Genomic DNA, 16,258 nt, shown 5'->3' with positions numbered 1-16,258 from the left:
GCTAGCCCGCCAACGTGCCGTTGGCTTCCCAGCGCGGCCACGCCGTTAACACAGCCTTAACCAGCGTGGCCAATGGGATTGCGAAAAATACGCCCCAGAATCCCCACAAGCCGCCGAAGAACAATATGGCAACGATAATCGCCACCGGATGCAAATTGACCGCCTCCGAGAACAGCAGCGGCACCAAAATTACGCCGTCCAAGGCTTGGATCACCGAATAGGCGACGAACACGTACATGAACTGGTCGCCGCCGCCGACCCCCCATTGTACATAAGCCACTCCCAGCACCGGAAAGGTGACCAAGGTTGCGCCGACGTAGGGAATCACCACGGACAATCCCATCAATACTGCCAGCAACATTGCGTAATTCAAACCCAGCCACCAAAACACCAGATAACTTATCGCCCACAAGATGAAGACTTCGACAAACTTGCCGCGCACGTAGTTGGAGATTTGTTTGTCGACTTCCTGCCAGACTCGCAGGCTCAAGCTGGTGTCGGCGGGCAGGAACTGTAACATCCACCCCAGCAGCACCTGTTTGTCTTTCAAAAAGAAAAACACCATTAACGGCACCAGAAACAGGTAAATGATTACGGCCACCAAGCCGACGAAGGATTGGGCGGAGCCCGATATCAGGTCCTGGCCGTATTTGAGCAAATCCTGTTGAATCGAGAACATGATTTCCCGAATCCGGGTTTCCGAAATCAACTCCGGATGGCGTTCCGGAAAGCGCATGATCTCGGCTTGGGTTCTGGACACGATTTCAGGGATGTGCTGAACCAATTGTACAGTCTGTTCCGATACCATCGGTACCAACACGAACAGCACGAAACCGAGCACCGCCGTAAAGGCAAAAAACACCAGATGCACCGCGAGTAGCCGCGCCACGCCGCGCAACTCCAATTTGACGACCAGGCCCTCCAGCAGATACGCGAGTACCACGGCAACGAATACCGGCATCAACAGCCCCAACAGACTGTATATCAGCAGGAAACCGCCCAACAGTATTATCGCCAACCCGGCCACCTGCGAATTGGGTAAGAAACGCCGTAAAAAAAGGCGCACGATGCCGTGACTGGAATTATTGCTGTACTGGTTCATGGAGCGCTGACGAAGGTCCGGCAAGAGCCGGCACCCAACTACCGGACGGGAAAAAGGAAAGGCGTTAAACTAAAGAGAATAGTTTATCGAAATTGGCGATTTCCAGAATTTTTTTTACTTCGGCGCGAGCGTTCTTTATCCGGATCGCCGACTTGTCGCCGCCGACCTTATCGCGCAACACCAACAACATCCCCAGCGCTGAGCTGTCCATGTAGTCAGTGCCGGACAAATCGACGTCAATCTGTTTCACGCCGCTCTCAGCCAGCTTGGTGGCTTCGCGAAACTCGTTATGCAAACCGAAATCGAATTTCCCGCTGACCTTAATGTGTAATACGCCAGAATCGGCTCTTGCCTCAATACCCATAGCTTCTCCTTATCGCAAAATTGCCCGAACGGCAAACTCAGAACAAATCCACATCGCCTTCGTCCATAGACGATTGCGATACCACGCGGTAGTTACCGGCCTGCCATTGTTGTTTCATCTGCCTTATACGATCCGATCCCTGCCCCAATTCCAACTGCCACTCCTTGCGGTTTCCCGCTTTGAACGTCGCCATACCGATGGCAACTTCGTCTTTCAATGCGGCGAAATGGTCCAGGTTAGCCTGCATCTGTTCGATCAATTGGCGGGCCATGTCTTCGAACTGCAGCCCTCTGACGGCGTTGCCCACACTGACTTCTATCTTCCCGGTCAGTTGGGAAATCTCGTCCACGTTTCGGGCGACGTTTGCATTGATCGTGCTGATATCGAACATCATCTTGTCGATATTGGCTTTGGAACTTAACGCAAGGTTCATGTCCTTCGACGCCATCACTTCGATCATATCGCGAGCATTGCGGATGTTATCTTTGGACGCTTTGACAACCGCCTTGATTTCTTCGCTGAATTTATCGGAGTTTTTCGATAAATTGCGGACCTCGCCGGCCACGACGGCGAACCCTCTCCCCGCCTCGCCTGCCCGCGCCGCTTCGATGGCCGCGTTCAACGCCAACAGATTGGTTTGGTCGGCGATTTTCTGCACATCGCCCAGTAATTTTTCGACATGGGCCATGTGGTCGCCGACGTCGTTGATCACGGCGACCATTTCCACGCTTTGCTTACTGATTTGCACGATGTGGTCGATAAAAAATTGCAAAACCTTATCGGTTTCGTGGGTAAAACTGGTGAAATTGATATGCGCACTGTCCCGCTCAACACTATCTTCCAAATCCGATACCAGCGAGCAAACCACCGTTGACTGGCCGCTGGTCAAGGCATGTAAATTGTTGAAGCTATTGGACATGGTGCTGACCGCATCCGCCAACATCGCCTTCAATTGGTTAAGCTCACTGCGAAAAGTGCTGCTTTCCTGTTCGATACAATCGCTCAGGTGAATCAGATAACTGTCAACCGCCCTGGATATGTCCGTTTCATTTTGCTCGCCTTGAGCGGCTTGCCGGAGCACGCCGGCTGACTGAATACGAAACGTGCGGAACATCCACATCAGGCTGATTAATCCGGTGGCAGCCCAATACACCCGGGTATCGGCAATCAATAACGGCAGCGCTAACACCACAGCGGTCAAGCCAGTCAAAACACCGTTATCTTTAAAAAACTGCACCATATGATCTATTCCGCCAGGGCTAAAAGTTTTTCCGCTATTCGGTTCAAGGATAGCACATGATGCGCGGCACCCAGTTTGAAGGCCTCCCCAGGCATACCCCAGACTACGCTGGAAGCCTCGTCCTGCACGATATTGATCGCCCCGGCCTCGCGCATTTCCAGCATGGCTTTGGCGCCGTCCGCTCCCATACCGGTCAACATCACGCCGATGGCGTTACCGCCCACGTTTTGCGCTATCGAACGAAACAAAACTTCAACCGACGGTCTATGCCGATTCACTGGCGGACCGTCGTCCAAGCGGCAAATGTAGCGGGCACCGTCGCGGGCAACCAACAAGTGGCGATCGCCGGGCGCAATGTAAACATGCCCTGGCATTATCGGCTGCCCATCCTCGGCCAAGCCCACTGTCATGTCGGTAGCATCATTGACGTGCTTGGCGAACGAAGCGCTAAAGGCTAGCGGGAGGTGCTGGGCAATGACGATCGCGGGGGCGGTCCGCGGCAAAGTCCTCACCAAGTGTTTGACCGCCTCGGTTCCGCCGGTGGAGGAGCCTAATGCGACGATTTTGTGCGTAGTCTTGAAATGTTTTTTCATCACGGTGTTTGCCAAGCCGTCGGTATGGCTGGGAATTAGGCGGGGATTAGGCGTTTCCAAAGCCTTTACCCTGGCCTGTGCCGCCACCCGGATTTTACTAACGATTTCGTCGGCATAAGCCCGTAAGCCTTGCGATACGTCAACTTTGGGCTTGGCGACAAAATCGACGGCACCCAAAGCCAAAGCCTCCAAGGTGACTTCGGCGCCTTTTTCGGTCAAGGTCGAAATCATCACCACCGGCATCGGCCGCAAACGCATCAGATTTTTCAGAAACGTCAGACCGTCCATACGCGGCATTTCCACATCCAGCGTCAGCACATCGGGGTTTAACGCTTTGATTTTATCGCGAGCGATCAACGGATCGCTGGCCGTGCCGACGACCTCTATGTCGCCGGCCTCGTTAAAAATTTGCGTCAGCATCTGCCGGATCAAGGCCGAGTCGTCGACGATCAGTAGCTTTATTTTTGCCATGTTCGCCTCTAGAACAACTCGACGCTGCCTTCGACCGGTGCGTCTTTGATGCTGAAACTGTATTGTTTCTCGCGCAGGAAAATGGTCTGGTTATGCAAGTCTTTGATTTTTTTCATTCTGACGCGTCCGGTACGCGGAAAGAAATTGACTTTACGCGGATAGATATCGCCCAAGTCTTGAGAAACCAACTTCAACGCTTCCGTATCGACATAATCCAACACAAATTGCACGTTGCGAGCGCCGACGTCACTCAGCGAAGCAATAATTTTGCCGCCGCCGAATAACTTGACTTCCAAATTCTTTCGTTTCCCGCCATGTTGCAATATGGTGTTGATCAGATGCTCCATGGCGTAATTGCCGTAACGCAAGGCATTGCCCACCACGGCTTCGTCACGCGCGTTCAAACGATTTTGGCTGGTCTCCGGCAACATGAAGTGGTTCATACCGCCGATTCCGGATTCGCAATCGCGAATACATGCCGACACACAAGACCCCAGCACAGTGGTGATCATTTCATCGGCACCGGTGACATAGTAGTCGCCGGGCATCAATTTCGCGGCAATAATTTGGTTTTCCTGATCCCAGTAGCGGTTTATGCCCTCGAAGCCGGCGATCGGTGGTTTTTCGACTGTATGACGGGTCACTTGCGCGCTTTCCTGTAAATAGTGTTTCCAATCGGATCGAAGGCGGTATCGAGCTGATGCAACGATTCCGAATGGCCTATAAACAGACAAGCGCCGGTATCGAGCAAACCGGCATAGCGTTCTGCGAGCATGGCTTTGGTTTCGCGGTCGAAATAAATCAATACGTTCCGGCAAAAAATAGCGTCGAAACCGCCGCGCATCGGCCATTCCTGCATCAAGTTCAATTGCCTGAAGGTTATCAATTGACGCAATTCGGCTCTGACGCGCACTTTGTTCGCCTGCCGGCCGCTGCCTTTTTGAAACCAGCGCTTTAATCGCTGCTCTGCAATACCGGTGACGCGCTCTTCGCTATAAACCCCGCTGGCGGCAGTGGCCAACACATTGGTATCGAGATCGGTCGCCAGAATCTTTATATCCCAATCGGCCGGCAACCTTTCTTTTAAGGTTATCGCCAACGAATAGGGCTCTTCACCGGTAGAACACCCGGCCGACCAAATTTTGACCTGTTTGACCCCGGCTTTTTTTTTCAAAAGCTCAGGCACCACGGTACTACTCAAATATTCGAAATGGTGGTTTTCCCGAAAAAACGCAGTCAGGTTGGTCGTAACCGCATTAATGAACTCGGTAAACTCGGTGTCGGGATGGTCGGTGAGATACTGACAATATTCTTTAAAGCTGCTCAGACCCAACAGACGAATCCGTTTCGCTAGCCGGGAATAAAACATGTCGAACTTGTCGTCCGGCACTAATATGCCGGAATATTGACGGGAAATTTTTCGAAGAACATCGAAATCCGCGTGAGTATATTCGAATTCGCGAATACTGCTTGCCATATTGCCTGTAGCCATTCGATAGCCAACCGGAGACGTTTAAAAAAAACCGGAGGCTGCGGTATCGACTTCCAGCATTTCGGAGACGCCTAACAGCTCCGCCGCCTCGATAAACTTATCCGAAGGAAAATCGATCGCCACGACTTTCTGCAACCCTGCGGCCGTCCGTTTCAGGATCACCAGCAATTGAAGAGTCGACGTGTCGATGCTGGCCACCGCCGAGGCGTCTATGTCGATCGCATCGTACCGGCTTAACATTTGCATCAAATTTTGATGCAAATCGGCGACGCCCTGTATATTCAACAACTGTTCCAACGCCAAGCTACCTTTAGCGGACGTTTGCGGCACGGATTCCGATAGTTCCTCGGTTGACGCCGTATCGGAGACGATGGTATCGGCGGCTTCCGTTACCGATGTCACGGCGTCCCCGCCATCGGCGGGTACAGCCGCCGGCATCGCCTCAGCGGCTTGTTCCTCAGGATCCAGGGTTCGCATCCAGGCTAACGGATCGTAGCCAATTAAACTGTTTTCGCCATTTTCAGCCATTACATCACCCTATTTTCCAAAAAGTCTTTGGCCAATTCGGCAAAATCCCGTGCCGAACGGCAGCCTGGACGATACTCAAAAATAGTCTTACCAAAACTCGGGCACTCGGCCAGCAACGCCGTCTCCCTGATCGGTGTCGCCAGAATTTTGCCGGGGAAATAGTTTTTAACCAGATCCAATACATCTGCGGATAACCGCCGCGTCGGTATGTAACGCGACATTACCAGCGAAAAACGGTACTGCCGTTGCAACGCCGCCTCGAATTTCTTGATGGTCCCCATCAAATGCGACAAGCCTTGGAGAACGAGATAATCGCTGGTCATCGGAATCAAAATTTCGTCGGCGGCGAACAAGGCATTCGCGACCAGCACGCCCGAAGACGGCGGACAATCGATGAAAATAAAGTCCTGATCCGGATCCGAATGTTCCAAAGCCTTGCGCAGTAAATCGCCGCGGCAGGAACCGCCGTCGCTTAGTTGCTCGATTTCTTGAAGGCGTGGGCCGGACACCACCAGATTCAAATTTTTTCTGGCCGGAATGCATCGACTCTGTAACGAACCGCAATTCAGCATGACTTCATCGATCCCCCCTTGCGGCTGCGGCCCGACGATTCCCAGCGACACCGCCAAGTGACACTGCGGATCGAGATCGATCACAGTTACCGCCTTTCCGGATCTGGCCAAAGCATGGGTCAAATTGACCGAAGTCGTGGTTTTGCCAACACCGCCCTTCTGATTCAGTACGGCTATGACTTTCGCCTTCATTGCAAATTGGCGATATTGATGAACTCTTCCGGATTCAGCAATTTGTCGACATCCAACAGCATCACCATGTGTTTTTTGCCGACATACATGCCTCGCATATATTCGGTATTGATTTTAGTCCCCAAATTCGGCGCGTTTTTAATATCCGCCGGATTAATATCCAACACGTCGGACACGGTATCGGCAACGACCCCCATCACAGTGGTTCCGGCTGCGGTTTGGATACTCATGACAATCACCACCGTCACCGGCGTGTATTCGACTTTTTCCATCTGAAACCGCTCGCGCAAATCGATAATCGGCACAATGGTCCCGCGCAGATTCAGCGCACCTTTAACAAAAGCCGGTGTATTCGGAATCTTACGGATCGGTTCCCAACCCCGGATTTCCTGGACTTTCAAGATATCGATACCGTAAGCGTCTCCCGCCAGTTCGAACGTCAGAAATTGTTCAACCTGCTTATTGGTTGCCATGGCTCATCGTCCTCGCCGATCGCTCGATAATGTTTGCAACACCCTCAAAAATCCTGCCACTCGTCATCCGCATCGTTCGATTTAGAGGCAAAGGCAGGCTGCGTATTTGCGGCTGGAGCCGCAACAGGAGCGCTACGCACTACCTCCGCCCGGGCGACCGTGGGGCTATGTCCACGCTGCGCAACAGGTTGTTGACCAATGTTTTTGTCGGTTTTAAAGAAAGCGAGCATCTCGACCATATTGGTGGACAAATCGCTCATCGATACGCTTGCCGCCGAAGCTTCTTCGGCTAATGCAGCATTTTGCTGGGTTATCTCATCCATCTGCGCCACGGCTTGGTTGACCTGGCCGATACCGGCAGACTGCTCGACACTGGCGTCCGCTATCTGGGCCACAATGTCTCCCACTTTTTTGACGCCGGCAACGATTTCGGTGAGCGCCTTGCCGGTTTCATTGACGAACTCGGTTCCGGCCCGAACTTTTTGCACGCTGTTTTGAATCAGTTCTTTACTTTCTCTGGCTGCCGTCGCACTGCGCTGCGCCAGATTTCTAACCTCGGTCGCCACCACCGAGAAACCGCGTCCTTGTTCTCCGGCCCTGGCGGCTTCCACCGACGCGTTCAATGCCAACAAATTGGTCTGGAATGCAATTTCGTCTATGACACCGATGATGTCGGCAATTTTATTGCTGCTTTCGTTGATCTCTTGCATCGCCGCGACCGCAGCCTTAACCACGTTTCCGCCTTTCTCAGCCAGATCTTTGGCGTTATTGGCTACCAAGTTGGCTTGCTGAGCGTTATCGGCATTGTTTTTCACCGTACTGGTCAGTTGCTCCATGCTGGCAGCCGTTTGCTCCAGATTGGCCGCCTGCTGCTCGGCGCGGTGCGACAAGTTGTTGTTCCCGCTCGCAATTTCTTGCGACGAGTTATTGATAAAATGCGCCGACTCGCTGACTTGGCCGAATATCTCGTTCAATTTGTCTATCGTGCTGTTGATGTCGTTCTTGCATTTCAAGTAGGTGCCCCGGTAATCGCGATCGATACGATTGGTCAAATCACCTTCCGCCATACTCTGCATTGTGCTGCCGATATCGCTGAATACGTTTTCGATGACGTCGGTCAATTCGTTAATGCCTGCACTGAGCGAGGCAAAAAAGCCTTGCTTGTTGCCCAACTCGATTCGACTGGAGAGCTCTCCAACTTTTACCGCCTCGACGATGTCCGCTATTTCGCGTTCGATCTTCACTTCGTGGGTTCTATCGAGCCACTCGACTACGGTGCCGATCCGGTTGCCTTCTGCGTCTATGACCGGATTGGCGATAATATTCATATGGCGGCTACCGATTTCCAGGCCTGATTTGTAAGTCGATTCCAATTTGGCCAACATACCGCGCTGATGGCTCGGGTTTTTATGAAATTGGTCGATATTTGCCCCCATCAATTTAGCCGAATCGAAGCGAGGTAACTGCTGCCGAATATCCTGCTCGGCGTTTTTGAACAACTCCGCTACCGCTCTGTTCATGTAGATAATTTCCAAGTTACTATTCGCCAACATCACGCACGAACTGACGTTATCCAAAGCCCGTTCGACGCGGGTGGCTTTTATGGCTCGTTCCCGTGTGTCGGAAATGTCGACATTCAGATTGACTTGCATCATTTGCAAGCTGCGTAGTAAATCGCCCAGTTCGTCGTGCCCGTCCAAGTGAATGGTGCTACGGAAATTGCCCTCTGTGATTTTGGCAAATACCCCTTTCACAGTACGCAGATTCGAAGTGATGTGGCGGACAATCGCGAACCCGATCAGCGCAACGATCACTATCAATCCGCTTACCGCTGCGAACTGACGATATTTTTCCTGCTCCAGTCCATCGACCCGTTTCTGCAACATGCTTCTCAATAACGGACTTGCGGCATCGTATAAGGCATTCACCGCTTGCAAGGCCGACGCACCGGAAGCCGCGATGCGGTCCGGCGAAACGTTCACCGCCGACGCCAGATATAAATTTTGTTTGATCAAATCGGAAAACTTTGCGGTGTCGCCAAACATTATCTCCTGTTTCTCGGCCAGCGCCGTTTTCGCTTCGGCATCGGCGGCATACGCCACCGCCAAATCATGTTCGGTTTCTCCAAGCCTTTCGCCGATATGCTGGTCGACCACGGCCATTTCGATTTTGGCTTGCGGGTCCAAACTAGTCCCGACTTTTGCCAATACAACCGCATTCGCCATTTGCTCGCTGACATGGTCGATTAATTCCGGTAGCCGTATCGAGACAACGTTCATCACATAATAGGTGCCTACCTCGGGATCGAGCGTCAGATTCGACTGGTCGCTAACATGAATCATCAGCTTGGTAACGTTCTCAACCAACTCGCTGTGCTTAGCCAAACTGGCTTGCGCAGTCAGCTGCGCTGCGTTTTGCGGCTCGAGTAGCGACCAATCACTTTTGATTTTTTGCCACGCTTCGGTGCTGTTGAATTCAGCGCCAAACTCGGCATCCACCGCATCAGCCGCTTTTATCGCATCGGCAACCCGTTTGGCAGATTGGCCCAATGCGGCGGAGTCGCGATTACCGGCCGCAGACAAGGCCAGATAGCTTGCTCCTCGATGTTCGGTCAATTGGACAAGCAAATGTTTCAACGATTTTAGATAATCTACGCCGCGGATTTCTTTTCTGGCGAATTCGATGTCGGCGTTTTTGTCTTGGTTGACCATCCCCAGCAAAACCGCGCCGGGCAGCAGCAACAGCAGCGCGAATAACACCAGTTTGGCGGTTATGTTCAGCCGATTGACGAAATTGATCTTATCGACAAACCGATCCGATCTGATCTGGCTCTTCTTATTACGGACTCTGTCGTACAAAAGCTCTGCCGCGCGGATTTGCTCCCGACTCGGTGCATAGCGGGCGGAGACGTAACCGGTGACCTTGCCTTGCTCGAAAACAGGCGAAACGTTTGCTTCCACCCAATAGTAATCGCCTGATTTACAGCGATTTTTCACTAAATTCCGCCAAGGCTTACCTTTGGAAATCGTACTCCACAAGTCGGCGAACGCTTCCGGCGGCATATCCGGGTGGCGAACGATATTGTGGTTCTGGCCGAGCAATTCCTCTCTCGAAAATCCGCTGATTTCGACAAAGGCTTCGTTAACGTCGACAATCCGACCTTTTAAATCGGTCTTAGTAACCAGGATGGTGCCTTCTTTCATCAACACTTCACGGTCGGTTACCGGATGGTTTATCTTCATTTTGAACGCTCCTTAGCCGCTAATTTTCTTGCTTTATTTGTTCGAATTGTCATTTTCATCATTTACACCATCGAGACTAAGTAGTTTATCGACGTCCAACAGCATAACCATCCGGCCGCCGACTGAAGCCAGACCGGTTATGAACTCGGTACTGACCTTGGCCCCAAAATCGGGTGCGGTTTGAATCTGTTTTTTATTGACGTCCACTACGTCGGAAACCGCATCGACCACCACGCCCATAATTCTAGTCCGGTCTTCAACTTTAGCCTGTAGCACCACTACCACCGTAAGCGCGGTATATTCGCAGCGTCCGAGTTGAAACCGCTCTCGTAAGTCGATGATGGGTACGATCGCACCGCGCAGATTAACGACGCCTTTTTCGTAAGCGGGGACGTTCGGAATACGCGACACGGGTTCCCAGCTCCTGATTTCCTGAACCCTTAAAATATCGACTCCGTATTCTTCCCGACCCAGGGTAAAACTCAAAAACTGCAACAGATGTTCCTGATTGATGGCTTCCGCCTGTTCGGAGGTAATCGTTTCGGCGTTATGAGTCATATTTAATTCGCGGCAATTATTGATTTGATAATCGGACCAATCCTGGAATATCCAAAATTAACGCAACCGAGCCGTCGCCGAGGATGGTCGCCCCCGAGACGCCTTCGATCCGCCGATAATTGGCTTCGAGCGACTTAATCACGACCTGCTGTTGGCCCAACAAGTCGTCAACAAACAATCCGCAGCGTGCACCTTGCCCCTCAACCACAACGATTAATCCTTCGGTCAGTTTGGTATTTTTGGCGCTGGGTACTTTAAAGATCTCGTGAATGCGGATCACCGGCAGATATTGGCCCCGCAGCAAAAAGGTCTCGCCCTTCCCGGCCACCCGGTTAATAAACTCTTCTCTGACGTGCAGGGATTCAATAATCGAGCCCAACGGTAAAATGTAGGTCTCGTCGCCCACCGCGATCGATTGGCCGTCCAAAATCGCCAAGGTCAGCGGCAAATGGATTGAGATAGTCGAGCCCTTACCCAACTCCGACAAGATTTCGATATCGCCGCCCAAGGCTTGAATATTACGCCTCACCACATCCATACCGACGCCGCGGCCGGAGATGTCTGTCAATTTTTCCGCCGTCGAAAAACCAGGCATGAAGATCAATTCGTATGTCTGTTTTTCGCTCAGGACGGCATCGGCATCAATCAAGCCTTTTTCGACCGCTTTGGCGCGCAGCTTTTCTTTGTCCAAACCTTTGCCGTCGTCCGAAACTTCAATCACGATATTTCCGCCGCGGTGGTACGCCTCCAGGGTAACCGTGCCGGTTTCGGGTTTGCCGGCCGCAACGCGCACTTCGGGCATTTCGATACCGTGATCCAGACTGTTGCGGACCAGATGTACCAGAGGATCGCTCAGCAACTCGACGACGGTTTTATCCACTTCGGTATTTTCGCCGACCAATCGAAGCTCGATTTTTTTACCCAGCTTACTGCTGATGTCATGCGCCAAACGCGGAAAACGGCTGAATACGAAGCTGATTGGCAGCATCCGAATATTCATTACGCTTTCCTGCAATTCGCGCGTGTGACGCTCCAATTGCGATAAGCCGTTTTTTAGCTGATCAAGCTTGTTGATTTCAAAGTGCTCGCCCAACAAACTCAACATCGATTGAGTGATGACCAGTTCGCCAACCATATTAATCAAGGTGTCGATCTTACCGGTATCGACCCGAATCGAGCTTGAGCCTTTGCCGGCAACTTTCCCTTCGTCTTTTTTGGCCGATTTCGCATCTGCCGCTTGAGCGCCGGTTTCGTTTCCCGGCTCCGCCTCAGGCCTGGCTTCGACCGCCGCCACGCTGGCAGTCACTGCCGGAATATCAACCGGTTGCTCAACGTGCACCGCGCCTGACTGATGGATGGGCTGCTTGGCCAAATCGCAGTGGTCTTCCACCCAATCGAAAATTTCGTCGATTTCGCCGGCCGGGATGTTTCCCGCGACGTGCAATTTCCAGGACAAATGGCATTCTTCAGGATCCAGATCGTAAAGACTGGGTACGCCTTGTAAATCAACCGTTGTCGTTAATTCTCCCAGAGCGGCTAATTCTCTGAACATCCTTACCGGTTCGTTGCCGGTTTTGAGTAAGTTCAGATGCGGGCTGAACGCGATCGACCAACCGCTCAGTTCCGCAGTATCAGTCTGCTGCGGAGCGGGTTGCTGTAGGATCGGCTGAGCGATTACGCCCCTAGGGTCGCCGGCCGGCTGCCCGGCATTACGCAACTCGTTATCCAAGGCTTGCTTGTGGGCCGAGACCGTCGCCTGATCGATTTCGGCGCCGATCTGGATCGATTGCAACATATCGCGCAAGCAATCGACCGAACCCAGTAAAACGTCTACAGCCGGTTGCGTCACTTTACGCCGACCGTCGCGCATTTCGTCAAGCAAGGTCTCCATCACGTGGGTGAAATCGGACACCGCGTTAAAGCCGAATGTGCCGCTACCGCCTTTTATGGAGTGGGCTGCACGGAAGATAGTATTGATCTCTTCGGCATCAACATCGCCGGTATCCATGTTCAGCAAGCCGGATTCCATCGCATCCAATCCTTCGAAACTTTCTTCGAAGAACACTTGATGAAATTGCGCCATATCGATTGCCATACAACCACCCAAAAATGACTGTCAAGATGCCGTTGGACTTCAGCCCATCACTTTCTTGATCGTTTTCAGTAACTGATCAGGATTGAACGGCTTCACGATCCAGCCGGTTGCTCCGGCATCCTTACCCTGTTGCTTTTTGTCTGACCCCGCTTCAGTCGTCAACATCAACATCGGCGTGAACTTGTAGTTGGGCAGCGCCCGCAGTTCTCTGATCAATTGGATTCCATCCTTGTTGGGCATGTTGACATCGGTCACCACACAATCGAAAGCCTGCCCTTTGGCTTTGTTCAAAGCATCCACACCATCGACCGCTTCCACTACGCTGTAGCCGGCCCCCTTCAGAGTAAACGCCACCATTTGTCTCATCGATGCCGAATCGTCTACGGCAAGAATCGTCGCCACAATTATTTCCTCCAGTTTTGAGTCACAGTAAAAAACGTAGTCGAAATTGCCGTTTTGGCTCCGCCGAGCGTTACTCCAATTCCTAGACGCAGGAAGTGTAGTCAAGCTCCTACAAGAGTGTAGTTACTGAAATCCGATCTTGCGAGGTCGCGCCGAATTTTGTTTCAGCTCTCATAACTTTGTTTGATCCTGTGCTATCTTCAGGTCCGGTTATTAGTTCTCGAAGAACAACCTTTCGATCAACCTGGAGCTTTCCCGAAGAATGAAACTTAAATCGGCGCAATTGCTCGGCTTTACCTTGGTGGAGTTAATTGTAGTCGTCGCCATCGTCGGTATTCTGGCCGCTGTCGCGATTCCAAGCTTTACAGCCGCAGTGCGCAGCAGCCGCCTTACCTCTGCCGCCAACCAGCTCGTTACCGCTCTAAACTACACCCGCAACGAAGCGATAAAGCGCGGCCAAATTGTCGTTGCAGCCAGAACAGGAGCCCAATGGGAAAACGGATGGCAAGTATTTATCGACATCGATCGCTCAACCAACGCAGTCACTAACGTATTTAACGACGATGGTGACAACAATCTTTGCGAATCGGGCGAAGATTGCGTGCTAAGGATTTACGAAGGTCTGCCGGAAAACTTCACATTGCGTTCTAATACCTTTACATCCTTTATCCACTACAAGCCGACTGGTGACAGCAACACCCAGGGGACGTTCGCGATATGCGACAACCACGACGGCAACAATCTCCCTGAATCCAGAACTTCGCGCCTGGTTGTGGTCGGTCCCACCGGGCGTGTTGGTCAAGGTCGCGATAGCGACCGTGACGGCATTCCGGAAAAAAGCGACTTAGCCAGCGAACTGACGTCATGCACCAGCCCTTAATGAACTACCCAGCCAAACAGTCTGCGTATCCAAGTTTCAAGCAGACCGGCAGCGGTTTGATAGAGGTTTTAATCACGATGTTGATCGTGGCAATCGGTCTATTGGGTTACGCCGGTTTGTTGGCAACCACGGTGAAAAACAATAATTCAGCGTTTTTGCGCAGCCAAGCCACATTCTTGGCAAACGACGTGTTGGAGCGACTCAGGCTCAATCGCACTTCGGCAATTACAGGCAATTGTAACGTGGCATTCGGTGCAGCACCGCCAAACCCACCCAATGCACTAACCAATTGCGCCGCGGCGCTGCGCTCAGACCTCGGCGATTGGAAAAACACTGTAAGTGCCGCCCTACCTGTTGGCGACGCCAGCCTCTCGGTCAACAGCAGTGGAACCGCCGTCATTAACGTGCAATGGGATGAAGACGGAGATGGCGTAGTGACCAGTTTTTCAACTCGCAGTGTGATATGACCCGTCATTCAAACGCGTATCGACGCTCTAGCCCTGCCTCCGCTAACCGAGGAGTGACACTCATCGAACTGATGGTGGCCTTGACGATTGGCTTGATCATCATTGGTGCGATCGGCAGTATTTTTTTGGCTAGCCGGCAAAGCTTTCGGGTACAGGAAGTGATGTCGCGCATGCAAGAAAACGCTCGTTTCGCTTTCGAAGCGATAGACCGAGACATCCGAATGGTCGGATTCTCCGGTTATGTGGCCTGCACATCTTCAGAGTGCAATGACGTCACAAACACATCAGCAACTTGGTGGAGCAAAAAACTACTGACTCAACCGCTCCGGGGCTATGAGGATAGCTTGCCGGCTGACATGACTGCTGGTGATCGGCTTCGCGGAGACTCATTCAGTGCAATTCGGGCAGACAAAGCCACCGAAATGATCGTCAGTAGCCATGTACCCCCGACAATAACTCTAAGCGCCGCCCATAATTTCAGTGCCGGTGACATTCTAGTGATCAGCGGCACAACCAACACCGCGATATTTCAAGCTAGCGCCGTAACTAGCACCACGATCACACATGGCGAGACCGGAATATCGCCCGGCAACTGTACCTCAGAGTTGGGCGCGATCCCCACACCCGTTAACTGCGCTAATCCAGGATCCACCGTGACCTTTGCAGCAAACAGTGGAGTACTGGAATTAAGCGCCAACACCTACTACATCCGAACAAACGCCGCCGGGGAACCTGCTTTGTACCGAGAAAGATTGCGGTCCGCGACGGTAGGGGGTACGCCTACAGCGAATACCATTGCGGAGGAGTTGATTGATGGCGTAGAAGACATGCAAGTTACTTACGGTATTGACACTACGGTTCCGGCTGACCAAACCGTCGACAGTTACGTTACGGCCAGCAACGTCACGGATTGGTCCAAAGTGCTGGGTTTGCGTATCAGCTTACTGATGGTATCCCGCCAGGACGAGCAAGGAATTACCTCACAGGCCCAAACCTATACTTACAACGGAACCAGCACGACTGCTGCGGACAACCTGATGCGTAAAGTCTTCACCACCACGATAGCGATCAGAAATCGCCTGTGAGGCTTTAATGAAACTCTCGCGCTACAACAACTTCCCTTCAAAACAACGCGGCGTGGTGCTTTTTACCGCTTTGATCTTTTTAGTGGCGTTAATGCTGATTGGCAACAACGCAGTACAAAACAGCGGCTTAGAAGAAAGGATGGCTGGGAATACCAGGAACCGGGACATGGCATTTCAAGCCGCAGAAGCCGCTTTAAAAAACGCCGGCAATACACTGACCACTTGGCGAGTCGGTCCCTGGAGCGGTGCCGTCCCTGCCGGCCTAGTCAACAATCCATCTCACGCCAACGACAGCAGCTATTGGGGCAATATTGCCAACTGGGCGAGTTATAAATCCTATACCGTCACCGGTGTTGCGGAAAATCCGCGCTACATCATAGAAAAACTGCCCAATGTCGGTACTGTTGAACATTACCGCGTGACTACGCGTGCGGTAGGCGGAGACACCAGTGCCGTAGTGATTCTGCAAGCTGCTTTCAGCTATACCCCAAGTCCATGATCC

The 16,258-nt window shown here is 52.2% G+C and carries 17 protein-coding genes; 4 read left to right on the top strand and 13 right to left on the bottom strand.

The features are described from left to right. Nucleotide 1: 1 nt before the first annotated feature. The 13 genes from ACH518_RS13335 to ACH518_RS13275 form a co-directional block, all read right to left on the bottom strand. Nucleotides 2–1,102, bottom strand: a complete 1,101-nt coding sequence (locus ACH518_RS13335; protein ID WP_278212154.1) for an AI-2E family transporter — start codon at nucleotides 1,100–1,102, stop codon at nucleotides 2–4. Nucleotides 1,103–1,166: 64 nt separating this feature from the next. Next, complete coding sequence (locus tag ACH518_RS13330; RefSeq protein ID WP_140911584.1) at nucleotides 1,167–1,466, bottom strand: STAS domain-containing protein; 300 nt, start codon at nucleotides 1,464–1,466, stop codon at nucleotides 1,167–1,169. Nucleotides 1,467–1,503: 37 nt separating this feature from the next. Next, on the bottom strand, nucleotides 1,504–2,706 hold the full coding sequence (locus tag ACH518_RS13325; RefSeq protein WP_445370434.1) for a methyl-accepting chemotaxis protein: 1,203 nt from the start codon (nucleotides 2,704–2,706) through the stop codon (nucleotides 1,504–1,506). Between the two features lie 5 nt (nucleotides 2,707–2,711). Further along, the gene (locus tag ACH518_RS13320; RefSeq protein ID WP_445370433.1) at nucleotides 2,712–3,770 is read right to left on the bottom strand and encodes a protein-glutamate methylesterase/protein-glutamine glutaminase; all 1,059 of its coding nucleotides are present in this window, start codon (nucleotides 3,768–3,770) and stop codon (nucleotides 2,712–2,714) included. A gap of 8 nt (nucleotides 3,771–3,778) precedes the next feature. After that, nucleotides 3,779–4,414: a chemoreceptor glutamine deamidase CheD gene (gene cheD / locus ACH518_RS13315; protein ID WP_140911587.1), complete on the bottom strand. Its 636-nt coding sequence runs from the start codon at nucleotides 4,412–4,414 to the stop codon at nucleotides 3,779–3,781. After that, complete coding sequence (locus ACH518_RS13310) at nucleotides 4,411–5,247, bottom strand: CheR family methyltransferase (protein WP_445370432.1); 837 nt, start codon at nucleotides 5,245–5,247, stop codon at nucleotides 4,411–4,413. Before ACH518_RS13310 ends, cheD begins: the two co-directional genes overlap by 4 nt. Before the next feature lie 36 nt (nucleotides 5,248–5,283). Continuing rightward, the gene (locus ACH518_RS13305) at nucleotides 5,284–5,790 is read right to left on the bottom strand and encodes an STAS domain-containing protein (RefSeq protein ID WP_445370431.1); all 507 of its coding nucleotides are present in this window, start codon (nucleotides 5,788–5,790) and stop codon (nucleotides 5,284–5,286) included. Further along, complete coding sequence (locus ACH518_RS13300; RefSeq protein ID WP_445370430.1) at nucleotides 5,790–6,554, bottom strand: ParA family protein; 765 nt, start codon at nucleotides 6,552–6,554, stop codon at nucleotides 5,790–5,792. The genes ACH518_RS13305 and ACH518_RS13300 overlap by 1 nt, the downstream gene beginning before the upstream one ends. Next, nucleotides 6,551–7,027 (bottom strand): chemotaxis protein CheW, encoded by a 477-nt coding sequence (locus ACH518_RS13295; RefSeq protein ID WP_140911591.1) that lies wholly within the window; start codon nucleotides 7,025–7,027, stop codon nucleotides 6,551–6,553. Before ACH518_RS13295 ends, ACH518_RS13300 begins: the two co-directional genes overlap by 4 nt. Nucleotides 7,028–7,071: 44 nt before the next feature. After that, complete coding sequence (locus ACH518_RS13290; protein ID WP_445370429.1) at nucleotides 7,072–10,269, bottom strand: methyl-accepting chemotaxis protein; 3,198 nt, start codon at nucleotides 10,267–10,269, stop codon at nucleotides 7,072–7,074. A 33-nt stretch (nucleotides 10,270–10,302) separates the two neighbouring features. Continuing rightward, entirely contained in the window at nucleotides 10,303–10,827 is a 525-nt protein-coding gene (locus tag ACH518_RS13285) for a chemotaxis protein CheW (RefSeq protein ID WP_445370428.1), read from the bottom strand. Nucleotides 10,828–10,843: 16 nt separating this feature from the next. Continuing rightward, nucleotides 10,844–12,922 carry a chemotaxis protein CheA gene (locus tag ACH518_RS13280; RefSeq protein WP_445370427.1) on the bottom strand — a complete coding sequence of 693 codons (2,079 nt, stop codon included), beginning with the start codon at nucleotides 12,920–12,922 and terminating at the stop codon, nucleotides 10,844–10,846. A gap of 39 nt (nucleotides 12,923–12,961) precedes the next feature. Further along, a complete protein-coding gene (locus ACH518_RS13275; RefSeq protein WP_140911594.1) occupies nucleotides 12,962–13,324 on the bottom strand; it encodes a response regulator in 363 nt (120 codons plus the stop codon). 262 nt (nucleotides 13,325–13,586) lie between these two features. Between ACH518_RS13275 and ACH518_RS13270 the strand changes: the two genes are divergently transcribed. From ACH518_RS13270 to ACH518_RS13255, 4 genes are read left to right on the top strand one after another with little or no spacing between them, the layout of a single operon-like run. Continuing rightward, entirely contained in the window at nucleotides 13,587–14,204 is a 618-nt protein-coding gene (locus ACH518_RS13270) for a GspH/FimT family pseudopilin (protein ID WP_445370426.1), read from the top strand. Beyond that, nucleotides 14,204–14,671, top strand: coding sequence for a type IV pilus modification protein PilV (gene pilV, locus ACH518_RS13265; RefSeq protein ID WP_445370425.1), 468 nt, complete (start codon nucleotides 14,204–14,206; stop codon nucleotides 14,669–14,671). Before ACH518_RS13270 ends, pilV begins: the two co-directional genes overlap by 1 nt. Continuing rightward, a complete protein-coding gene (locus ACH518_RS13260; RefSeq protein ID WP_445370424.1) occupies nucleotides 14,668–15,756 on the top strand; it encodes a PilW family protein in 1,089 nt (362 codons plus the stop codon). The genes pilV and ACH518_RS13260 overlap by 4 nt, the downstream gene beginning before the upstream one ends. A 7-nt stretch (nucleotides 15,757–15,763) precedes the next feature. Further along, nucleotides 15,764–16,255, top strand: a complete 492-nt coding sequence (locus ACH518_RS13255) for a pilus assembly PilX family protein (RefSeq protein ID WP_445370423.1) — start codon at nucleotides 15,764–15,766, stop codon at nucleotides 16,253–16,255. Nucleotides 16,256–16,258 lie beyond the last annotated feature (3 nt).

It is taken from the genome of Methylomonas sp. HW2-6, assembly GCF_052474525.1.
The sequence above is the reverse complement of the archived record's forward strand: the minus strand, read 5'-3'. Positions and strand labels throughout refer to the sequence as shown.

Excerpts from the sequence above, each read along its gene's own strand:
- ACH518_RS13335 (WP_278212154.1), bottom strand. The coding sequence starts at position 1,102 with ATGAACCAGTACAGCAATAATTCCAGTCACGGCATCGTGCGCCTTTTT.
- ACH518_RS13330 (WP_140911584.1), bottom strand. The coding sequence starts at position 1,466 with ATGGGTATTGAGGCAAGAGCCGATTCTGGCGTATTACACATTAAGGTC.
- ACH518_RS13325 (WP_445370434.1), bottom strand. The coding sequence starts at position 2,706 with ATGGTGCAGTTTTTTAAAGATAACGGTGTTTTGACTGGCTTGACCGCT.
- ACH518_RS13320 (WP_445370433.1), bottom strand. The coding sequence starts at position 3,770 with ATGGCAAAAATAAAGCTACTGATCGTCGACGACTCGGCCTTGATCCGG.
- ACH518_RS13310 (WP_445370432.1), bottom strand. The coding sequence starts at position 5,247 with ATGGCAAGCAGTATTCGCGAATTCGAATATACTCACGCGGATTTCGAT.
- ACH518_RS13305 (WP_445370431.1), bottom strand. The coding sequence starts at position 5,790 with ATGGCTGAAAATGGCGAAAACAGTTTAATTGGCTACGATCCGTTAGCC.
- ACH518_RS13300 (WP_445370430.1), bottom strand. The coding sequence starts at position 6,554 with ATGAAGGCGAAAGTCATAGCCGTACTGAATCAGAAGGGCGGTGTTGGC.
- ACH518_RS13295 (WP_140911591.1), bottom strand. The coding sequence starts at position 7,027 with ATGGCAACCAATAAGCAGGTTGAACAATTTCTGACGTTCGAACTGGCG.
- ACH518_RS13290 (WP_445370429.1), bottom strand. The coding sequence starts at position 10,269 with ATGAAGATAAACCATCCGGTAACCGACCGTGAAGTGTTGATGAAAGAA.
- ACH518_RS13285 (WP_445370428.1), bottom strand. The coding sequence starts at position 10,827 with ATGACTCATAACGCCGAAACGATTACCTCCGAACAGGCGGAAGCCATC.
- ACH518_RS13280 (WP_445370427.1), bottom strand. The coding sequence starts at position 12,922 with ATGGCAATCGATATGGCGCAATTTCATCAAGTGTTCTTCGAAGAAAGT.
- ACH518_RS13270 (WP_445370426.1), top strand. The coding sequence starts at position 13,587 with ATGAAACTTAAATCGGCGCAATTGCTCGGCTTTACCTTGGTGGAGTTA.
- pilV (WP_445370425.1), top strand. The coding sequence starts at position 14,204 with ATGAACTACCCAGCCAAACAGTCTGCGTATCCAAGTTTCAAGCAGACC.
- ACH518_RS13260 (WP_445370424.1), top strand. The coding sequence starts at position 14,668 with ATGACCCGTCATTCAAACGCGTATCGACGCTCTAGCCCTGCCTCCGCT.
- ACH518_RS13255 (WP_445370423.1), top strand. The coding sequence starts at position 15,764 with ATGAAACTCTCGCGCTACAACAACTTCCCTTCAAAACAACGCGGCGTG.